The sequence below is a fragment of the Vibrio sp. Vb0667 genome (assembly GCF_033391095.1).
The window spans coordinates 33,583-51,894 of sequence record NZ_JAWPOL010000004.1 but is presented as its reverse complement, the minus strand read 5'-3'; the positions used below and the strand labels follow the sequence as shown (position 1 = coordinate 51,894).

At 46.5% G+C, this 18,312-nt stretch carries 18 protein-coding genes and 1 pseudogene; 12 read left to right on the top strand and 7 right to left on the bottom strand.

Annotation, left to right across the window (positions count from 1 at the left end; genetic code table 11):
• The first annotated feature begins 91 nt into the window (after positions 1-91).
• The 5 genes from R8269_RS06980 to R8269_RS06960 all read left to right on the top strand — a co-directional run bounded on the left by R8269_RS06980 (position 92) and on the right by R8269_RS06960 (position 5,265).
• Positions 92-337: a DUF3297 family protein gene (locus tag R8269_RS06980; RefSeq protein WP_005374689.1), complete on the top strand. Its 246-nt coding sequence runs from the start codon at positions 92-94 to the stop codon at positions 335-337.
• Between the two features lie 226 nt (positions 338-563).
• On the top strand, positions 564-1,274 hold the full coding sequence (locus tag R8269_RS06975) for an ABC transporter ATP-binding protein (RefSeq protein ID WP_258476620.1): 711 nt from the start codon (positions 564-566) through the stop codon (positions 1,272-1,274).
• Positions 1,261-3,786 (top strand): ABC transporter permease, encoded by a 2,526-nt coding sequence (locus tag R8269_RS06970; protein WP_258476621.1) that lies wholly within the window; start codon positions 1,261-1,263, stop codon positions 3,784-3,786. The genes R8269_RS06975 and R8269_RS06970 overlap by 14 nt, the downstream gene beginning before the upstream one ends.
• Positions 3,786-4,895, top strand: a complete 1,110-nt coding sequence (locus R8269_RS06965; protein WP_170889923.1) for a lipocalin-like domain-containing protein — start codon at positions 3,786-3,788, stop codon at positions 4,893-4,895. The genes R8269_RS06970 and R8269_RS06965 overlap by 1 nt, the downstream gene beginning before the upstream one ends.
• Positions 4,896-4,998: 103 nt before the next feature.
• Entirely contained in the window at positions 4,999-5,265 is a 267-nt protein-coding gene (locus tag R8269_RS06960; protein ID WP_004746427.1) for a DUF2999 family protein, read from the top strand.
• Between the two features lie 110 nt (positions 5,266-5,375).
• On the opposite strand, the gene R8269_RS06955 is transcribed toward R8269_RS06960, so the two are convergent.
• Positions 5,376-5,963, bottom strand: coding sequence for a GNAT family N-acetyltransferase (locus R8269_RS06955; RefSeq protein WP_258458134.1), 588 nt, complete (start codon positions 5,961-5,963; stop codon positions 5,376-5,378).
• Positions 5,964-6,054: 91 nt separating this feature from the next.
• Positions 6,055-6,917, bottom strand: a pseudogene (locus tag R8269_RS06950) (helix-turn-helix domain-containing protein).
• A 184-nt stretch (positions 6,918-7,101) separates the two neighbouring features.
• Between R8269_RS06950 and R8269_RS06945 the strand changes: the two are divergent.
• Together R8269_RS06945 and R8269_RS06940 are read left to right on the top strand one after the other, a co-directional pair.
• On the top strand, positions 7,102-8,001 hold the full coding sequence (locus tag R8269_RS06945) for an AraC family transcriptional regulator (RefSeq protein WP_020195560.1): 900 nt from the start codon (positions 7,102-7,104) through the stop codon (positions 7,999-8,001).
• A gap of 298 nt (positions 8,002-8,299) precedes the next feature.
• A complete protein-coding gene (locus tag R8269_RS06940) occupies positions 8,300-9,397 on the top strand; it encodes a YdcF family protein (protein WP_258476622.1) in 1,098 nt (365 codons plus the stop codon).
• A gap of 53 nt (positions 9,398-9,450) precedes the next feature.
• Here R8269_RS06940 and R8269_RS06935 read toward each other — a convergent pair whose 3' ends face one another.
• The 3 genes from R8269_RS06935 to R8269_RS06925 all read right to left on the bottom strand — a co-directional run bounded on the left by R8269_RS06935 (position 9,451) and on the right by R8269_RS06925 (position 10,729).
• Entirely contained in the window at positions 9,451-9,786 is a 336-nt protein-coding gene (locus tag R8269_RS06935; protein ID WP_020195558.1) for a type II toxin-antitoxin system RelE/ParE family toxin, read from the bottom strand.
• A gap of 13 nt (positions 9,787-9,799) precedes the next feature.
• A complete protein-coding gene (locus tag R8269_RS06930) occupies positions 9,800-10,042 on the bottom strand; it encodes a type II toxin-antitoxin system Phd/YefM family antitoxin (protein WP_136976783.1) in 243 nt (80 codons plus the stop codon).
• A 264-nt stretch (positions 10,043-10,306) separates the two neighbouring features.
• Positions 10,307-10,729: an organic hydroperoxide resistance protein gene (locus R8269_RS06925; protein ID WP_005374640.1), complete on the bottom strand. Its 423-nt coding sequence runs from the start codon at positions 10,727-10,729 to the stop codon at positions 10,307-10,309.
• 137 nt (positions 10,730-10,866) lie between these two features.
• Between R8269_RS06925 and R8269_RS06920 the strand changes: the two genes are divergently transcribed.
• The 4 genes from R8269_RS06920 to R8269_RS06905 all read left to right on the top strand — a co-directional run bounded on the left by R8269_RS06920 (position 10,867) and on the right by R8269_RS06905 (position 15,750).
• Positions 10,867-11,325 carry a MarR family winged helix-turn-helix transcriptional regulator gene (locus tag R8269_RS06920; RefSeq protein WP_158173292.1) on the top strand — a complete coding sequence of 153 codons (459 nt, stop codon included), beginning with the start codon at positions 10,867-10,869 and terminating at the stop codon, positions 11,323-11,325.
• A gap of 305 nt (positions 11,326-11,630) precedes the next feature.
• Positions 11,631-12,188, top strand: a complete 558-nt coding sequence (gene ahpC, locus R8269_RS06915) for an alkyl hydroperoxide reductase subunit C (RefSeq protein ID WP_005374632.1) — start codon at positions 11,631-11,633, stop codon at positions 12,186-12,188.
• 334 nt (positions 12,189-12,522) lie between these two features.
• Entirely contained in the window at positions 12,523-14,091 is a 1,569-nt protein-coding gene (gene ahpF, locus R8269_RS06910; protein WP_158173293.1) for an alkyl hydroperoxide reductase subunit F, read from the top strand.
• Positions 14,092-15,330: 1,239 nt separating this feature from the next.
• Positions 15,331-15,750: a VOC family protein gene (locus R8269_RS06905; RefSeq protein WP_186585576.1), complete on the top strand. Its 420-nt coding sequence runs from the start codon at positions 15,331-15,333 to the stop codon at positions 15,748-15,750.
• Positions 15,751-15,829: 79 nt separating this feature from the next.
• On the opposite strand, the gene R8269_RS06900 is transcribed toward R8269_RS06905, so the two are convergent.
• Both R8269_RS06900 and R8269_RS06895 read right to left on the bottom strand, forming a co-directional pair.
• The gene (locus tag R8269_RS06900) at positions 15,830-16,369 is read right to left on the bottom strand and encodes a CAP domain-containing protein (RefSeq protein WP_005398264.1); all 540 of its coding nucleotides are present in this window, start codon (positions 16,367-16,369) and stop codon (positions 15,830-15,832) included.
• Positions 16,370-16,496: 127 nt separating this feature from the next.
• The gene (locus tag R8269_RS06895; protein ID WP_005374613.1) at positions 16,497-17,453 is read right to left on the bottom strand and encodes a LysR family transcriptional regulator; all 957 of its coding nucleotides are present in this window, start codon (positions 17,451-17,453) and stop codon (positions 16,497-16,499) included.
• A gap of 126 nt (positions 17,454-17,579) precedes the next feature.
• Between R8269_RS06895 and R8269_RS06890 the strand changes: the two genes are divergently transcribed.
• Positions 17,580-18,266, top strand: a complete 687-nt coding sequence (locus tag R8269_RS06890) for a DJ-1/PfpI family protein (RefSeq protein ID WP_053350144.1) — start codon at positions 17,580-17,582, stop codon at positions 18,264-18,266.
• The last annotated feature ends 46 nt before the right edge of the window (positions 18,267-18,312 follow it).

The window sequence follows — 18,312 nt, the reverse complement described above, 5'->3', positions numbered from 1 at the left end:
TTAAACAACGCATCGACTCTCAACATATCTTGAACACACACAGTGCACTGACTACAATAGCGCACTTTTTACGGAATTTAGGTCACACAAAATGACAGACACAGCTAAACCAGCTCTACCAGATCGCCTAGCGGGTAACCCACGTAGCCCATTCTTCATCAAAGAATGCTTCGAGCACCAAATCGGTATTCGTATCAACGGCCAAGAGCGTACTGACGTAGAAGAATACTGCATCAGCGAAGGTTGGGTAAAAATTGCTTCTCCTAAAGCAAAAGACCGTTTCGGTAACCCAATGCTAATCAAGCTTAAAGGCGAAGTTGAAGCGTACTACGTGTAAGCTGACCACGCTGAATGTATTCGAAAGCTCGAGTTTGACTCGGGCTTTTTTAATGCCTGTCATACCCCTTCCTCATTTAATCTCTTCCCTCTTCTTTTCAGTACAAGTTATTAAGAAATCGATGTAAATCGCTGTTTTTATCTGATTGTTGTCTAAAGTTTCTAGAGAACTAACTGCAATAGCGATTGCCAAAAGAAACGACACCTTTTGAATACAGGGAGAGGAAATGGAAAGCCCACTTGTCACACTCAAACACGCCAGCAAAAGCTTTGTTGATGGCAAAGAGACACATCGCGTGTTGGAAGGGGTCGACTTCACGTTGAACACAGGAGCGAGTGTTGCTCTGACGGGCGCCAGTGGTAGTGGCAAAAGTACCTTACTCAACATCATCGCTGGCTTTGAGCCACTTTCCGATGGTGAATTGTGGTTAGATGGTGATAACACGGCGGCTTGGAAAGACCCACAATGGAGCCGATTTCGACACCAAAAACTCGGTGTTATCTTCCAGCAATTCAATCTATTAACGCCGCTCAACGTGCAGCAAAACATCGCCTTCCCTCTGCATTTGAATCAACAGAAATGGAATGACTGGTGCGATTATTTGGTCGAGACTCTAGGCATCAGCCAACTTCTCGACAGACATGTTTCTGCCCTTTCTGGCGGTCAACAACAACGGGTCGCTATTGCGCGCGCATTGGCACACAAACCTAAACTGCTACTTGCTGATGAACCCACAGGAAACCTCGACCAAAAAGCAGGGTTAGAAGTGATGAAGCTACTCAGTGAAATCACCACCCAAGGCAATACCGCCGTGCTCTTGGTGACCCACAGCCCCGAATGTGCTGAATTTATGAAAACACGGCTGCGATTGGATAATAGTCAGCTACAGAACTGTCATCAAGTAAACAAACATGAGCTTCGCCATGAAGCAAGCTAAGCCCTCAAACACCAGATTCACTCATACTCGACTCGCTCTGAACCTGTTTGTAGCGCACTATCGGCAGGCGCCACTGCAGGCCGCCGCAATTCTGATCGGTATCGTGCTGGCCGTGACCTTGTTTGTTGCGGTGCAAGCCATCAACCTCAATGCCAAGCGCAGTTATGCGGAATCTACCGAGCAGCTTAGCGCACAAGCTCAGAACTTAATTATTCCACCAGCAGGGCAAAACTACCTGCCTGAATCGCTCTACTTCACCCTTAGACAAAACGGACTCAGTGCAGCGCTACCTGTAATCGAAGGGCGAGTGAGAGATGAACAAGGGCGTCGCTGGTCAGTACAAGGCAGCGAGTTGATTGCCGCTATCTCTTCACGTTCTCGGTATTCTGCAAACGGAAAGTCATCAGAAAACCAACAGAACGTCTCTTTGTTCGACAGTGCTTTACCTTTGCCTGAGCTTTTAGCCGGCAAGCCAATCGTGATGATGAGTCAATCTCAACATCAAAACTTAGGAGAGGTAGAAACCCTAACTCTGGACGACATTCCAACCCAAGTGGTGGTGCTACCCGACGAATGGCAGTTAGGTAGCCGAATGTTGATGGACATTGGTTTTGCCCAGCAACTGCTCAATAAACAAGGACAGCTCAGTTACATTGCGGTTTTCCATTCGGGTGATAAAGGGAATAAAGACACGCAAGCAAATTGGCAGAAGCTGATTGGCGATCAAGGGCAATGGATTTCCAACAATCAAAGCACAGACCTTGGCTCGCTGACCGACAGCTTTCACCTCAATCTCACAGCAATGAGCTTACTTGCCTTTTTAGTCGGGCTGTTCATTGCCTACAACGGCGTAAAATACAGCTTGCTGAAACGCAATCGTCTGTTAGTACAAATCCAACAGGCAGGTGTTGCGCCGAGCATTGTGTTCTCTGCGCTGTTGGTTGAACTCACTATTCTCGTTACCATCGGTGCTTCGCTGGGTTTTGTATTGGGGATGCAACTTAGCCATTGGTTGCATCCGACCGTGGCACTGACTTTAGAGCAACTTTATGGTGCGACACTACTGCCTGGCACTTGGCAATGGCAATGGTGGGCTCAAGCGCTGCTGCTCACGTTAGCCGCAACCCTGTTGGCGTGTTGGCAGCACTTTAAACAACGAGTGCGCCAACCGCTCTCTTCTCATGGCGGATTTTATCAAGCACCTGAAGCCTCTAACGAAAACCAATTGTTCTTGATAGGTGCTGCGTTAACGATTCTTGCGCTTGCGGGTTTGTGGCTGAGTGAGCACCACCGATTTACCATGGCGTGGCTCGGCGTGCTTGTGGTGTCGATTCCTTTGTATCTACCTAAAACACTCAGCGTGTTAGCCAATTGGTGTGAGAAGCGCACCACTTCCGGTTTGATGCAGTATCTGTTTGCTGAGCTGCGTGAGCTGATTTCTCCGCTTTCTCTCGCCATGATGGCGCTGCTACTCGCCGTTACGGCCAATATGGGGATGAACACCTTGGTGGGCAGCTTTGAATCCACCCTAAAACAGTGGTTAGAACAAAGGTTACACGCCGACATTTACGTCAGCCCTGCCCAAGGAGAAATCGCTGATGTAGAGCGCGCATTAGGGCAGTTCGACAAGGTTGAGACCGTCTACAAACAATACTACGTCGACGATAACCTGCAAGGTTTACCGATTTTGCTTGGCACCAAAGACAAAGACACCTTAGAGCAAACAATGGTGTTCAAATCGCATTTGGAGAACTTCTGGCAGCGTTTTTACCAAGGTGAGTCAGTCGCGATCAGTGAACCAACCGCGGTCAAACTGGGTTTATCACTGGGTAGCGAGCTCACGCTTGATGCCGTTCCAAATAAGAACCTGCTTGTGGGTGCGATATTCCATGATTACGGCTCACCCAATGGTGAAGTGTTATTGGCTCCCAAATTATGGCAAGAGAGCGGCTTTACCGACCTGCCAACAAGCCTCGGCATTAAAGTCTCAGGTGACCCACAAATCGTATACGAGCAACTGCGCGAGCAATTGAATCTGCACCCAAGTCAGCTCTACGATCAGGCGCAAATCAAATCCATCGCGTTGGATATTTTCTCGCAGACCTTCGCCATTACGCGCGCACTCAACGGCGTAACTTTGATGGTCGCGGTAATTGGTCTGTTCAGTGCTTGTTTTATGTTGCTCGACGCGCGCAAAGCCGCCATTGCAAGGCTGTATGCACTTGGCGTTAGTCGTCGTAAATTAATGACCATGGTGGTCGGACAGATCGTCGCTTTGGTCAGTTTTACTCTGGTTATCGCCCTGCCCCTCGGAGCCATGGTGGGTTACGTGCTGACAGACATCGTCACCTCACGCGCTTTTGGTTGGAGCTTAAATTATCTGTGGAATTGGAGTGACGCCCTCAGCATTGCGGCGATCACCATCTTAGTGGCAGTGATCGCAACCTTGATTCCGCTGTGGCGATTGGTCAGTAAGCCTGTCGTATCCAGTTTGCAAAGCGAGGTGTTGTGATGGTTCGATTGGCAAGCAAACTTACTCTACTCATAAGCAGCTTATTCCTGTTCGGTTGTGAAGATCCCCAACAACAAAATATGGGCACGTTGCTGGGCAGTGGATATACGCAAAGCGAGAGCAACCTATTCACCCCCGTAGAAAAAGGGAATGAACTCACCTTCCCGGCAGACCATCAAGCGCACCCGAATTTTCGTCATGAATGGTGGTACTTAACCGCTAACTTAATTGATGAAGATGGCAACCCACTTGGCGTCCAGTGGACACAATTTCGCTTTGCTGCTGCGCCGCCAACTGGCGAAGATGACGTGAAGAAAACCGAGTGGCAAACGCAACAAATCTACATGGCGCACAGCGCAGTCACGACCGCGGACAAACACTACGCCGATGAAAAATGGTCGCGCGATCAAGCCTCTCTCGCAGGCGTTGATTCTTCACCAATTAGGGTTTACCTCGATGATTGGCAGTGGTCTTCTTCAACCACAGATCTCTTCCCTGCCACATTGAAGGCGAACTCCGAACAGTTTGGCTATTCGCTGACGCTTACCAGCACTGCGCCTTATCAAAAGCAAGGCGAGCAAGGTTACAGTACCAAAAGTGGCGATGGTCAGGTGGCTTCGTATTACTACAGCCAACCGTTTATTGATGTGTCCGGTGAAGTCACGATCGACGGCGAAACCCATCAAGTATCCGGCAAAGGTTGGATAGACCGAGAGTGGAGCTCGCAATTCTTACTCGACTCACAACAAGGCTGGGACTGGTTTGCCCTAAGGTTGAGTGACGACACTAGCTTGGTGGTGTTCCAATTGCGGGATTCCAAAACCGGAGCAGCCAGTTACTCCAGCGCAAGGCTGATGCAGCAAGATGGTTCTGGCATTGCTATCCCACAGAAAGACATTCAGCTAGAGGCGACTAAGCAAACAGAAATCCAAGGGCGAAAGTATCCAACCCAGTGGCAAGTGTCGATTCCTAAGCAGCAAATCGAGCTAACCGTTTCTGCACTCAACCCGAACGCGAAAATGCCCCTTTCAGTGCCTTATTGGGAAGGCCCTGTGCGCATTAAGGGCTCTCATTCTGGGACAGGTTATATGGAACTAACGGGGTATTGAAAAGTTGAGTGATTACCCCAATTATTCAGCTAGTACAAACACAGGTAACCGAGTGATACACTGCACCTCAGTGTCATCCAATGAATGATTAAAAGGAAATGCGATGAACCCGATTATTGCGCTGCTAAAAGAGAACAACATCAGCGATGAGCAAATCAACGAGATTTTTCAGACTCTGACGCAAAACCCTCTAGCGGCAATGGCAACAATCAGCCAACTAGGTTTGCCACAAGACAAGCTACAAATGCTGATGGCGCAAGTGATGCAAAACCCTGCGCTAATTAAAGAAGCCGTAGACGAGTTGGGATTGGATTTCTCAAAGGTTGAAGAAGCAAAAGAGAAGCTTCAAAGCCAAAACCAAGGCAACTAAGTCTTAGCCATCTAGCGCTGAATATAGAAAAGGCCGTTAACCCAAACATCTGGGTTAACGGCCTTTTTGTTCACTACTTTGTTGTTAGCTACTTTTTTATCAGCTAATTATTAGTGATTTAAAGACGCGAATTGCTCTGCTGTCATGCCGTAGTAAAGTTTATCGTCAAAGCCTTGCTCTAGTTTGTAGTAGTCTTTCTGACGGCCTTCTTGAGTAAAACCATTTTTCTCTAAAGTCTTGTAAGATCCAACATTAGAAGCGTAGCAATCCGCACTGACTTTATGGGCGTTTAGCTCAGTAAATCCAATCTCGGTCATCATTTGGCAAGCGCGAGTCGCAACGCCTTTACCCCATGCACAAGTTGGTAATTGATAACCTACTTCGTAGTTGCCAGTTAAGAACATCACTGCGGTCACCGCACACATTCCCATGTACTGACCTTGCTGGTCACGAATCACGAACGTTGGGCTGTCTGGCCAAACACCTTCTTTGATCGCTTGTGCCGTATTTTCGATAATAGGGCCCAAGAAACCCTCATATAAGCTGTTGTCAGCAGGTGCGAAGAATAGATACTGATTGACCTTATCGTCGTTCAACATCTCGATAATATCTTGTAGATCAGAGCCTTGAATCAGTTGGATAGTCAACGATTCGTTAAATGGGATGGCTTCGCCTTGTTTTAGTTTTTGATATGACATGTGTTACCTCGTTATCTGCTGAAAATAGTAGCCCAGCGGATAAGAGAAAAATTGGATTTTTGCGACAACTTTCAGGCTGATTAGCATTGTATTACGACTCAAAATCACCATAGATATCGATGGTTAAGTCGCGCTTTTTCAAGTATTTGCTTGGCGTTTTTCTTAGCTGCTGTTTGAGGGTACGAATCAAATGCGATTGGTCACTGAAACCAAATTGCTGTGAGAAGCTTGCCCAATCAATCGCCTCTTGTTGCTTGTAGAGGGTCAAAATCATCTGCTCCAGACGTGCCATTTGTTGATATTGCTTAACGCTCAACCCCACCACCTGCTTGAAACTGCGCTCAAGCGTTCTGCGAGAACAGGCGCACTGTTTGGCTATCTCGTCAATATCCATCGCTAACTCAGGTGAACGTAGCGCTTGAGCATCCATCACGGACACCGCTTTTTGTGATGCCAAAAACGGTTTGGTACGGCAAGCTTCGATATCTAACGCATCTAGATGTTGTTTGATGTAGTTCAGCAAACATTGCGGTGAATCTTGCAACTCTAGCTGCCATAACCCTTGTTGAAAGCGCTCATCAAAGGCCGTGTTGAGCCAATCAAACCATTCGCATTGGTTAATTGCTGCAACTTGGGATGCCTCAGTAAACCGTGACTCATGGCATACAAACCCTCTGGGCGAAAGGTGATACCAATACGCTTGATGGGTGCCGTATCTTCCAACAACAGCAAGTGTTCGTTAGCCGTTAATAAGTGGCAGCCTTTGCCAGCAAGCTTTGTGTCTCCCGTGTCGTAGCTGTAGCCTTGCTCTGGTGGCGTAAAGAGTAAATGAGCACGCGGGTTTGGGATAAGGTGCGGCTTGGGGTCAATGACTTCACCCTCTGGCACTTCCAAGTACCAAACTTGATGAATGAGCCATTCGTACTCTGGCAGAGACTGTTTCCAAGCTATCATGATTGTCCTAGCGGTTAGTAAAGATAATAAGCGCAACGTTTTTGCTTAAACACCAGCTCGTTGAGTGTGACTGATTGACGCGCATCTCGCCACGCATTTCTCACCCTGCTCCCTTGCAAGCTTGTTGGATTGCGGTAGGCTTTGAGCAGAGAAAACAAGCTGAACAGAACAAGGAAATACCCCGATGCGCGTCGACTACCACCAACGACTGGTTCCTGTGATTCGTTATTTAGAACAACACTTTAATGAACCACTCAACCTACCAGAAGTGGCTGCGCTGGCGAACCTTTCCCCTTATCACTTTCATCGCACCTTCAAAGCCGTGCAAGGCGAAACACTGGCCGACTTCATTCGACGTTTACGTCTAGAAGCCGCCGCCGATGACTTATTCAAATCCAAGCAACCAGTATTAAACATTGCCCTAGAGTACGGATTTTCTAGCTCACAAAGCTTAGCCAAAGCCTTCAAACAACATTATGGCGTCACACCTACAGCCTTTCGTGACTGCGAAAACTATCAGCAGTTTTCTGAATTAGCACGAAACAGCAAGATTGGACACACGTTGCGCAAGAATGGAAACGAAGTAACACCAAGCGATTCATATACTGGCTCTGAACTCACCAAATGGAGCACGACAATGGAAACGCAAAACTTTGAAAAAGCAAAACTGGCTTACATTCGCGTAAACGGCCCTTACGGCCAAGGCTATGAAGAGCCATCAGGTCGCCTGTATCAATGGGCAGGAATGAAAGGTTTGGCAGGCAATACCTGCATCTTCATCTACCATGACAATCCTGAAATCACGCCAGACGAGAAGTGCCGTACTGATATCTGCTTGATGGTGCCAGAAGACACGGAAGTTCCGAAAGGCATTGAGCTGCAAGACTTCCCCGGCGGTCAATATGCGGTGATGCGCCAGCACATTACTGACCCGAGCCAATACTCAAAAGCGTGGGATGATGTCATGAGCAAGGTAATTGAATCCGGTATTGAGAACGACGACCGCCCTTGCTTTGAGCTTTACCACAGCTTCGACCCACAAACGCACCATGCAGACGTTAGCTTCTGCACTGCCATCAAATAAACCAAAAGCCTGCATCGTTGCAGGCTTTGTCATTTCTTACTCTGGTTGCTTAAATCCGTTCTTCCAAACGCCGTTTATCTTTTAATCCAATTACTTAGAACACGAACGAATACCTCAATATTTTCGTGATCCTACTTCGCGTTTTGACCACGCGCATTCATTCGCTCGGCTGAGTTGGGATTCATTTCACAGATTATTCATGAAGCGAACCTAGACTGAAAAAATTCTATCGACCCCGTTCGACCTACAACGCTAGTCACAATAAAAACTAGGTACTACAGCACCTCTAGGACATTCCATGAAGAAGAACTTACTTGCCATTGCTCTTGGTAGCGTAATTGCGCTGACTGCTGCCCCATACTCTATCGCGGCTAACGATGCTGCTATCCAATCTTCAGCGGACTATTCACAGATCGTCACCAAACGTCAGGTTGTCGACCAACTTCTCAACGACGCGGTACAAGCATTCAAATCCCCTGCGCGTATTTCGCATGCGGGTTTTACCGCCAAAATGCCGAGCAACATGGAGATTGTTACCGACCGCTTACTAGAAGCATACAAACTCGAGCCGTACCGCACTGACCTACTGATTTCTGCGGCAAACGCACAGATCTACAACAAGAATGCAGACCGCGCGATTGAACTATTTGAACAAGCTCTTTCTGTCGCACCAGACGATGTGGATTTGCACGCTTACTTAGCGGTATGGCAACGCTTTGAGGGCAACCAAGTAGAATCAGCGAAACACATGGCGACGCTCATGAAACTCAATGCAGGCAAAGCGGCAGACATCCAACGCATCTTCGACACTGTAGACCGCGTGCTTGCCACGCCACTAAAAGAGAAAGCCGACAGAGGCAAGTTGGATGACAAAGGGGCGATCGTCACACTGGGATACGCACTGAATCCGGATGGTTCAATGCATCAAATCTTGGTTGAGCGTTTGGAAACTACGTTAGCAATGGCGAAAGCAAATCCAGACGCATTGATCGTATTGACGGGTGGTGTACCGAAGAACCACAAAACCGAAGGCAAGTTAATGGCGGATTGGCTGATTGAAAAAGGCATCAGCAAAGATCGCATCATTGAAGAAAACTACGCCACCAGCACGGTAGGTAACGCCCTATTCAGCAGCTACGCGTTGGCGCGTCATAACATCAAACACGCGACCATCATCAGTTCCGCGAGCCATGTGCGCCGTGGTCAAACCTTGTTTGAAATCGCAAGCTGGCAAACTGGCCCACAAGGCATCACTTTCGACACTGTGAGCTACCCAGACAAGCCACTTAAAGACTTAGCCAAAGCCAGCGATAGCGAACTGCTTGGTATCTACCGCGATGCACTGCGTACTTACGGCATGTGGAGCTACCGTTCTTACCCGCTAGAGTCGCGTTAATACACTAGAGCCAGAAAGCAAAAGAGACCGCGTTAATGCGGTCTCTCATAGAATCATTTGAACATGATGCAGTGGTCAATCAATGCGTTTTGTAGGTTTTGTTTGTCACTCAGAATCACTAGAGCATAGATAGTATTTTTGTCACCAATTCGGTAAAGCAGCTTGAAACCATCAAAGCTAAATTGCCGGATGTCGTAAACACCGATTGTTGTCAGTTCATAACAAGGGGGATAGATAGACGGGTTATTCAAAACGTTGTGTTCAAACCTCTGCTGAACCGCAATTAATCTATCAATCACATCGTTGCGAGCGCTCCAGTTCGATAAATAGTTAATACTCTGAATAGCCGTATTTTCAAAGGTTTGTGTATAGAGAACTTTTGCTTCCATGCTCGTATCAAACTTAACCTTTGAGTGCTGCTAACGTGCTCTTCATATCTTCTGATGACTTTACACGTTCATTCGCAACATCATTTTGAGCAAAGCTAACAAACTTCATTAAAGCAATGGCTTCATCACGCTTCTGACGTTCTTCATAAGACTCAACGACATAAATAGGCTTACCATTTTGCGTAATCGTCATTGGCTCATCCAGTTCAAGCTTCGCAGCATTCTTTTTTAGATAACTTACCGTTTCAGTGCTCATCACATGACTCCTATCGGCAACCTCGCTGGTGTAACAACAAGCGAATCCAGCCGAGCTATACTGCAGGTTTGACCGAAATATTTGAATCAATAGAAAGTGCTAATCACATTCTATTTTTCGTTTAGACTTTGACCTAATCTTGCCAACTATACCTGTGCATTTCGAACAAACCAAATTAAGTTTAAATTTAGACTCCTACTTCAAATATAGAAAAAGCCTGCGTACTTGCAGGCTTTCTTGTCTTTGTGCAGTGGTTGAAACCGCTTAAATTGCTTCGCCGTTTACCGTTACTGCCACATCAATGTTGCCACGAACTGCGTTTGAATATGGGCAAACTTGGTGTGCAATGCGCGTTAGCTCTAGCGCTTGTTCTTGTGGCATGTCTAGCTCTACCGCTAGGCTCACTGTTAGTGCAAAGCCACCGTTATCGTTAGGACCGATACCCACTTCCGCTGTCACGGGTGCGCTTTTCAGGTTTACTTTACCTTCACGCGCTACGTGCAAAATCGCGTTAGAAAAACACGCTGAATAGCCCGCGGCAAAAAGCTGTTCTGGGTTAGTTGCTGCGCCTGTTCCGCCCATTTCCTTCGGGTATGACAGCTCTAGATCGAGAAGACCGTCATCAGTTTTTACTTGACCATTACGACCAGCCAAAGCGGTAGCTTGAGTTTTGTATAGAGTAGTCATGCGAGTGTCCTTCTTAATTTAAGTTGTACGCAATTAAATTGCTTGCAATCTTATATCGAAGTAAAGATCGTTTGCAACTATATTGTGCACAATTTATTTTATAACTCTCTTTCTCTGTGATCAGGTAGGCAACGCCAATGAGCCAGTGTTACACCGACAACACCATGACCGACGACGATAAACTCTTACTCGAAAACCAAGTTTGCTTCCCGCTCTACAGCGCAGCAAATGCAGTGATCCGAGCTTACCGACCGTTGTTGGACGAGCTTGATCTGACTTATTCGCAGTACTTAGTGATGATGGTGCTGTGGGAGAAAGACGGTGCCAGCGTGAAAGAATTGGGATCTCAACTTCATTTGGACTCAGGCACACTCACACCGCTGCTTAAACGCTTAGAAGCAAAAGGCTATGTGGAGCGCGGCCGAAGTGAAACCGATGAGCGCGTTCGCGTACTCAACCTCACCGGGCAAGGTCGTGACCTTAAAGAACAAGCTAAGTCGGTGCCAAATGCCATGATGTGTAAAATCACATTAGAGCTGGATGAAATGATCATGCTGAAGAAGCTGTGCGGCAAAGTGCTCGACAATCTGAGCTAACAAGATAGAAGCATCCGCTTCACCACTTCCTATTAGAAAGAGCCTGCCGAGATGCAGGCTCCTTCGATCTTAGTTAGACGATCTACTCAAAGTAATCATCGGTATTCTCTATTGCTAATCTGCCTTCATCTTCAATAAAACCTATCAAAGCAAACTCATCTACATCGGATATGCCTATCAAGTGAAATAGGAAATGGCTATCAATAGGATAGTTACAAGCGATTTTCCTTAAACACACTCCGATGAGAATATACTTTCCGAAAGCAACAACAGCTCAGCTTAAAACATTCAAAGGAAAGTAAATTATGATTAATACTCAAATCAAACCATTTGCAGCTACAGCGTACAAAAACGGTGAATTCGTTGAAGTAACAGAACAAGACGTTCTAGGTAAATGGGCAGTATTCTTCTTCTACCCAGCAGACTTTACGTTTGTATGTCCAACAGAACTGGGCGACCTAGCAGACCACTACGAAGAGCTACAAAAACGTGGCGTAGAAGTTTACTCAGTATCAACTGACACACACTTCACTCATAAAGCATGGCACGACAGCTCAGACACAATCGGTAAGATTCAGTACTACATGCTTGGCGACCAAACAGGCAACATCACAAACAACTTCGGTGTGATGCGTGAAGGCCAAGGTCTTGCAGACCGTGCAACGTTCCTAATCGACCCAGAAGGTACTATCCAAGCAATGGAAATCACTGCTGAAGGTATCGGTCGTGACGCAGAAGACCTACTACGCAAAGTGAAAGCAGCTCAATACGTAGCAGCACACCCAGGCGAAGTTTGCCCAGCTAAATGGAAAGAAGGTGAAGAGACACTAGCTCCATCACTAGACCTAGTTGGCAAAATCTAAGCCACTGAAATTTAAGTTCTAATCAGTTCCGATTTCCTTTTTCTGATTAGAACTGAATTAGAGAGCACTTCAGGTTAGATACCTTGACGACCTTCTGCCTGATTTGCTCTCTCCCCCTCAGGTTTTATCTACAGTAACCACTTTTTATTACCTATCTGAATAAGTAGGTGTGCAGTAATTGCGTAGAAAAAATCGTTTAGAACCAGGCATAGATTTTCGATAGCTAGTTACTCTAACTACAAAATCTATAACGCAGTTATCAACGATTTTAGCTAGCAAGAATGAACAAATACTTGTTTTGATTGGTAACTATTTAATTAAGGTAGTAACAACTATGTTAGACCAAGCGATCCAACAACAACTCAAACAATATCTGGCTAATGTAAAAGAAGAAGTTCGTTTAGTGGTTAGTCTAGATGAAAGCAAAGCATCGAATGACATTTTGTCTCTAGCGAACCAAATCGCAGAGATGAGCGACCTAATCACTGTTGAACGTGACGACAACGCAAGCGCACGTAAACCAGTGATGGCGGTAACTAACCCAGCAAAAGGCACAGCACTACGCTTTGCAGGCTTGCCAATGGGTCACGAATTTACCTCTCTAGTATTGGCACTGCTTCACTCTGGCGGTCACCCAATCAAACTAGAACCAGAAGTGATTGAGCAAATCGAAGCACTAGACAAAGATCTAGACGTAGAAATCTTCATTTCACTGTCGTGTCAAAACTGTCCGGACGTGGTTCAAGCGTTCAACATGATGGCGGCGATCAACCCGAAAGTAAAAGCAACCATGATAGACGGTGGTTTGTTCCAAGATGAAGTGAAACAACGCGACATCATGGCTGTACCAAGTGTATTCGTGAACGGTGAGCTATTCGGTCAAGGCCGTATGTCTCTGACTGAAATCCTAAACAAAGTGGATGACGGCGCGAGCGAGAAAGCCGCGAAAGCACTGAGCGAAAAAGACCCATACGATGTACTTGTTGTCGGCGGTGGTCCTGGTGGTAGCGCAGCTGCTCTATACGCTGCTCGTAAAGGTATTCGCACTGGCGTTGTTGCTAAACGCTTTGGTGGTCAAGTTATGGACACCATGGCAATTGAGAACTTCATTTCGGTAAAACGCACTGAAGGTCCAAAACTGGCAACTGACCTAGCAGAACACCTAAAAGAATACGATGTAGACGTCGTGACTGAGCAACAAGCTGAGAAGCTAATGGGCGCAGCACATACAGAAGATGGTTTGATTCACATCCAACTTGAAAGCGGCGCAACGCTGAAGAGTAAGAGTGTCATCTTAAGCCCAGGTGCACGCTGGCGTGAAATGAACGTTCCGGGTGAGCAAGAGTACCGCAACAAAGGTGTCGCGTACTGTCCACACTGTGACGGTCCACTGTTCAAAGGTAAGAAAACTGCAGTTATCGGTGGTGGTAACTCAGGTATCGAAGCAGCTATCGACCTTGCTGGTATCGTAGAACACGTAACGGTTCTTGAATTCGCAGACGTACTTCGCGCAGACCAAGTGCTTATCGACAAAGCGAACTCACTACCAAACGTAGACATCATCACGATGGCGCAAACAACAGAAGTAGTGGGTGACGGTACTCGCGTAACAAGCTTGAAGTACAAAGACCGCAACACAGATGAAATCAAAGAGATTGAATTGTCAGGTATCTTTGTTCAAATCGGTCTAGTACCAAACACAGAATGGCTAAAAGATTCAGAAGTAGCCCTATCTGAGCGCGGCGAGATTGAAGTCGGTAGCCGTGGCGATACTAGCTTAGAAGGTGTGTTCGCAGCGGGTGACGCAACAACCGTTCCTTACAAGCAGATCATCATTGCGATGGGTGAAGGTGCAAAAGCAAGCTTAGGCGCATTTGACTACCTAATCCGTAAGCAAGGCTAATCTCCAAATTTCTTGGACACAAAGCGCACGGTGCTGTGTTTTCTTCCCCGGAAAACCAATCGGGGCACCGTGACAGCGATGAGTAACAAGAAATAAAATCAAAAAACCTAGAAGCCCAAAGACTTTGCCAGCAGGTACTAACTGCTGGCTTTTTTGGTTTGGGGAGAGGTGTAAGCAAATCTCTCAGCGCTCCGAGTTCAAACTGGAGGGAATGGCTCTACAATCACGGATAATTCAGTTCACTCCACCAGCATCACAACGCGCTGCGAATAGATTCTGAATACTCGCTTAGGCTCTTGCAGAATGACGCTGTTCGTTTAGCGTTCTCTCCCCGTCATTCCCGCGAACCTAGGTGAGACTCGGAATCTACTCACCGTAAACTCGGTCGAAAATGAGTAGCACGAACAAACAAAAGTTGAAACAAGGTTGCAAGCACCTTACCCAACATTCAACCTCAAACCAGCAACCCCACCTAACCTCCCCTTGTATCAAACTCCGAAGCTCTCAACACGCAGAGCTCAAAAGGGAGGAACTGGTTCTGTGCTCGCGGATAATTCAATTCACAACGCAACATAACAACACACTGAAAGTAGATTCTGAATACTCGCTTAGGCTCCTTCAGAATGACGCTGCTCGTTTAGCTCTCTTTCCGTCATTGCCGCGAACCTAGGTGAGGCTGGGAATCTACTCACCGTAAACTCGATCGAAAATGAGTAGCACGAACAAACAAAAGGTGAAACAAGGTTGCAAGCACCTTACCCAACATTCAACCAGCAACCCCACCTAACCTCCCCTTGTATCAAACTCCGAAGCTCTCAACACGCAGAGCTCAAAAGGGAGGAACTGGTTCTGTGCTCGCGGATAGTTCAATTCACAACGCAACATAACAACACACTGAAAGTAGATTCTGAATACTCGCTTAGGCTCTTTCAGAATGACGCTCTTCGTTTAGCACTCTCTTTCCGTCATTGCCGCGAACCTAGGTGAGGCTGGGAATCTACTCACCACAAACTCGATCGAAAATGATTAGCAAGAACACGAACAAACAAAAGGTGAAACAAGGTTGCAAGCCCCTAACCCAGCTCTCAGATTCAAAGCACCAAACCCACCGAATCTCTCAATGTATCCAGATCCAAAGATATCAACCCTAAAAAATTTTAAAAAAGCCCTTTACCTCAACTTAACTTGAGGTTTTAGCATATTCATCGTTGGCTAGAAAATGACAAAAAGGAGCACATCATGATCCAACTAGAACATATTAACTTAGTCGTGAAAGATATCCCTGAAATGCTGAAGTTTTACCAAACTGCATTTCCACATTGGTACGTGCGTGATGAAGGTAAAGGCGAATGGAGTGGCAAACCAAGAAACTGGCTACATTTTGGCGACGAGTATCAATACATAGCCATGAGTGACCACGGCGAAGGAGAAAACCGCGAGTTGAGCGGGCACCAAGTTGGGCTAGCGCATTTTGCTTATGTGACCAACAACGTCGATGCAATCATCAAAAGACTAACCGATGCAGGTTATCCGATTGCCCAACCTGGCGCTGATGAACCATACCGCAAAAATGTGTATTTTATTGACCCTGCAGGTTTTGAGATTGAATTTGTTGAATACCTGGTGGATGACCCAAAACTTCGTAACCTGACAAGCTAAAAGAGATGTAAATAATAAAACGCCAGCAGATAGTGACTGCTGGCGTTTTATTTTTTATCTATCGGGCTTCTTTATCGCATTAGCGCTGTTTGGCAAAAACCTGAGTCCAGTAATACCCGTAACGTGCAGAGTGATTTTCGACAAGCGACGCGCCCATCTGATCAAAATCCGCACTCATGATATTAAGGCAGTGACCTTCACTCGATAACCACGCGTTAACGACGGCGTTAATGGTGCTTTGCCCTACGGCGACATTCTCACCAATGGCGCTCCAAGCATAACCCGTTGCGTTAACTCGATCTGACATTTTGCTGCCATCAGAGCCTGTGTGGCTCATGAAATCGCTGTTCGCCATATCGCTTGAATGTCGATAAGCGGCGCTTTCCAAATCGTAGCTCCAAGTCAGGGCCCCAACAGGTGGCATGGTGGTTGCGCCACACTGTTGTGTAGTAGAGCGGGCGCTGTTGACCGCTGCAAGCATCTGCTCGGCAAATGTGCCTTGTGACGATGTGGAACCTGTGTTTTGTGAGCCGCTTTCTGCTGGGGCTGACGACTCCCCATCGCCGCCACATGCGCTGAGAAGTAGGGCCAAAGCAGGCACTAAGATCTTAGTTGGCATTGTCTTTCCTTTATGAGTGACGAAGAGCAAACTGCGCTTTTCGATAATAACGCCCAATAAACTAACAAAAACCAATAAAAGCGCCATATAGCTTAGGGGGTTTTAACCAAAGACTCACATGAAGTTTTCAATCGCCTTGGTTCGGTCGATAAATCGGCAACGTTTCAGCCCAAGTATGGAATGGCGTTTCATCCATATCCTGTATTGCTTGAGTGATAAAATCGATGAACACCCTCACTCGGGCAGGCACATATTCCCGGTTGGCATAGAGAAGATACACGCCATTTCCTGCTTGGCGCATGCTCGGAAATATCGGCACTAAACGCCCCGCTTTAAGCCAGTCTCTCGCGATAAAATGAGGGATCTGAGTCAATCCTAAGCCTTCTGCGCAAAGCTCTGCCATAGATTCACCGTCATTTACAATGTAGTTTCTTTCGGGGTCATATTCACTCGCACCGTCTGGTTCTGGCATCCGAATCGGCAACAGTTTCCCCGTTTGTTTAAAACGAAAACGAACCCAAGAATGGTCATTGAATACATCCGAGCCACTCGGAACACCATGGCGCGCTAAGTAATCCTGACTGGCACAAATGATAAAATCGATAGGGCTGAGCTGACGCACAATCAATTGACTATCGTGAACGACACCAGAGCGAATCGACACATCAATACCTTGCTCAATAATATCAACGTAGGCGTCATCGTAATGAATATCGATAGTGATGTTAGGGTAGCGGCGACAAAACTCTTTTAATAAAGGACGAATATAGAGGCGACCGTACGAGACTGGCACATTAATCTTAAGCTGCCCTGAAAGCGCATCATTGTGACTTTTTAATGAATCCTCACATGCCGCCAGCTCCTCCAGTACAAACCTAGCAGTATTTGCGTACCTACGACCAGCTTCTGTCAGGCGGCTCTGTCGCGTAGAACGTTGAAAAAGCTGTATACCCAAATCGCTTTCAAGACGATGTATGGCTTTACTCACGGTCGAAGGGTCAGTGCCATACACTTTGGCAGCCGCAGCAAAACTACCGCCATCTAAAGTGGCAATAAAAAATCGTAGGGACCGTATCTTATCCATATAACCAATGAACTCTATTCATGAATTTTATTCACTTTAGTAAAGACCAAGTGGCTCTTCAATCACTAATTAGCCTAAATATAATGAACCTCAATAACTTGATGCTCTGTTAGCGAGGAAAAAACCATGGGTAAAAACGGATTGAAGAATGCACTACAACTATTGATAGCGACACTAGTCCTATTCTTTGGGGTGCTTCAAACAGCACATGCCGCAGATAAACGAATTGGTATTCTGGTTTACGATGGCGTACTGACCTCTGATGTTACTGCGCCTTTAGAGGTCTTTGGCGTCGCAAGTCGTCTCACTTGGTTTAGTGATTATGACGTGCTCACCATTTCCGTCTCAGATCAGAAAACCATCACCACTGAAGAAGGATTAAAAATTGGTGTGGATGCTTGGATTGGTGATCTGCCGGAACTCGACGTATTGGTTTTAACATCCAGCTATGACATGGATGCACTAATCGAAAATAAAGATCTCATTCACTTTATTAGAACTACCTCAAAGGCGGCAGATTGGATGGCAAGTAATTGCTCTGGCGCGTATTTGTTAGCCGAAGCTGGCCTTTTAAACGGTAAAAAAGCAACAACTTGGGCCGGAGGTGAAAACGGCTTTCAAAGAGATTACCCAGCAGTCAAAGTACAAGTCGACCAGAATTTTGTCATTGATGATGGCGTTATCACTTCGAACGGTAGCCTAGTTAGCTATCAAGCTGCTCTTAAGCTACTTCACCTTATGACTTCAGAGTCTAAAGCTCAGGAAGTCGCAGATGCCATCCAGTACTCACGCTTTTCCAACCAACCATTTTAAGCGTGTAAGAAAGAAATCAGAGTCACCCTTCGATATTTGGAAGGTT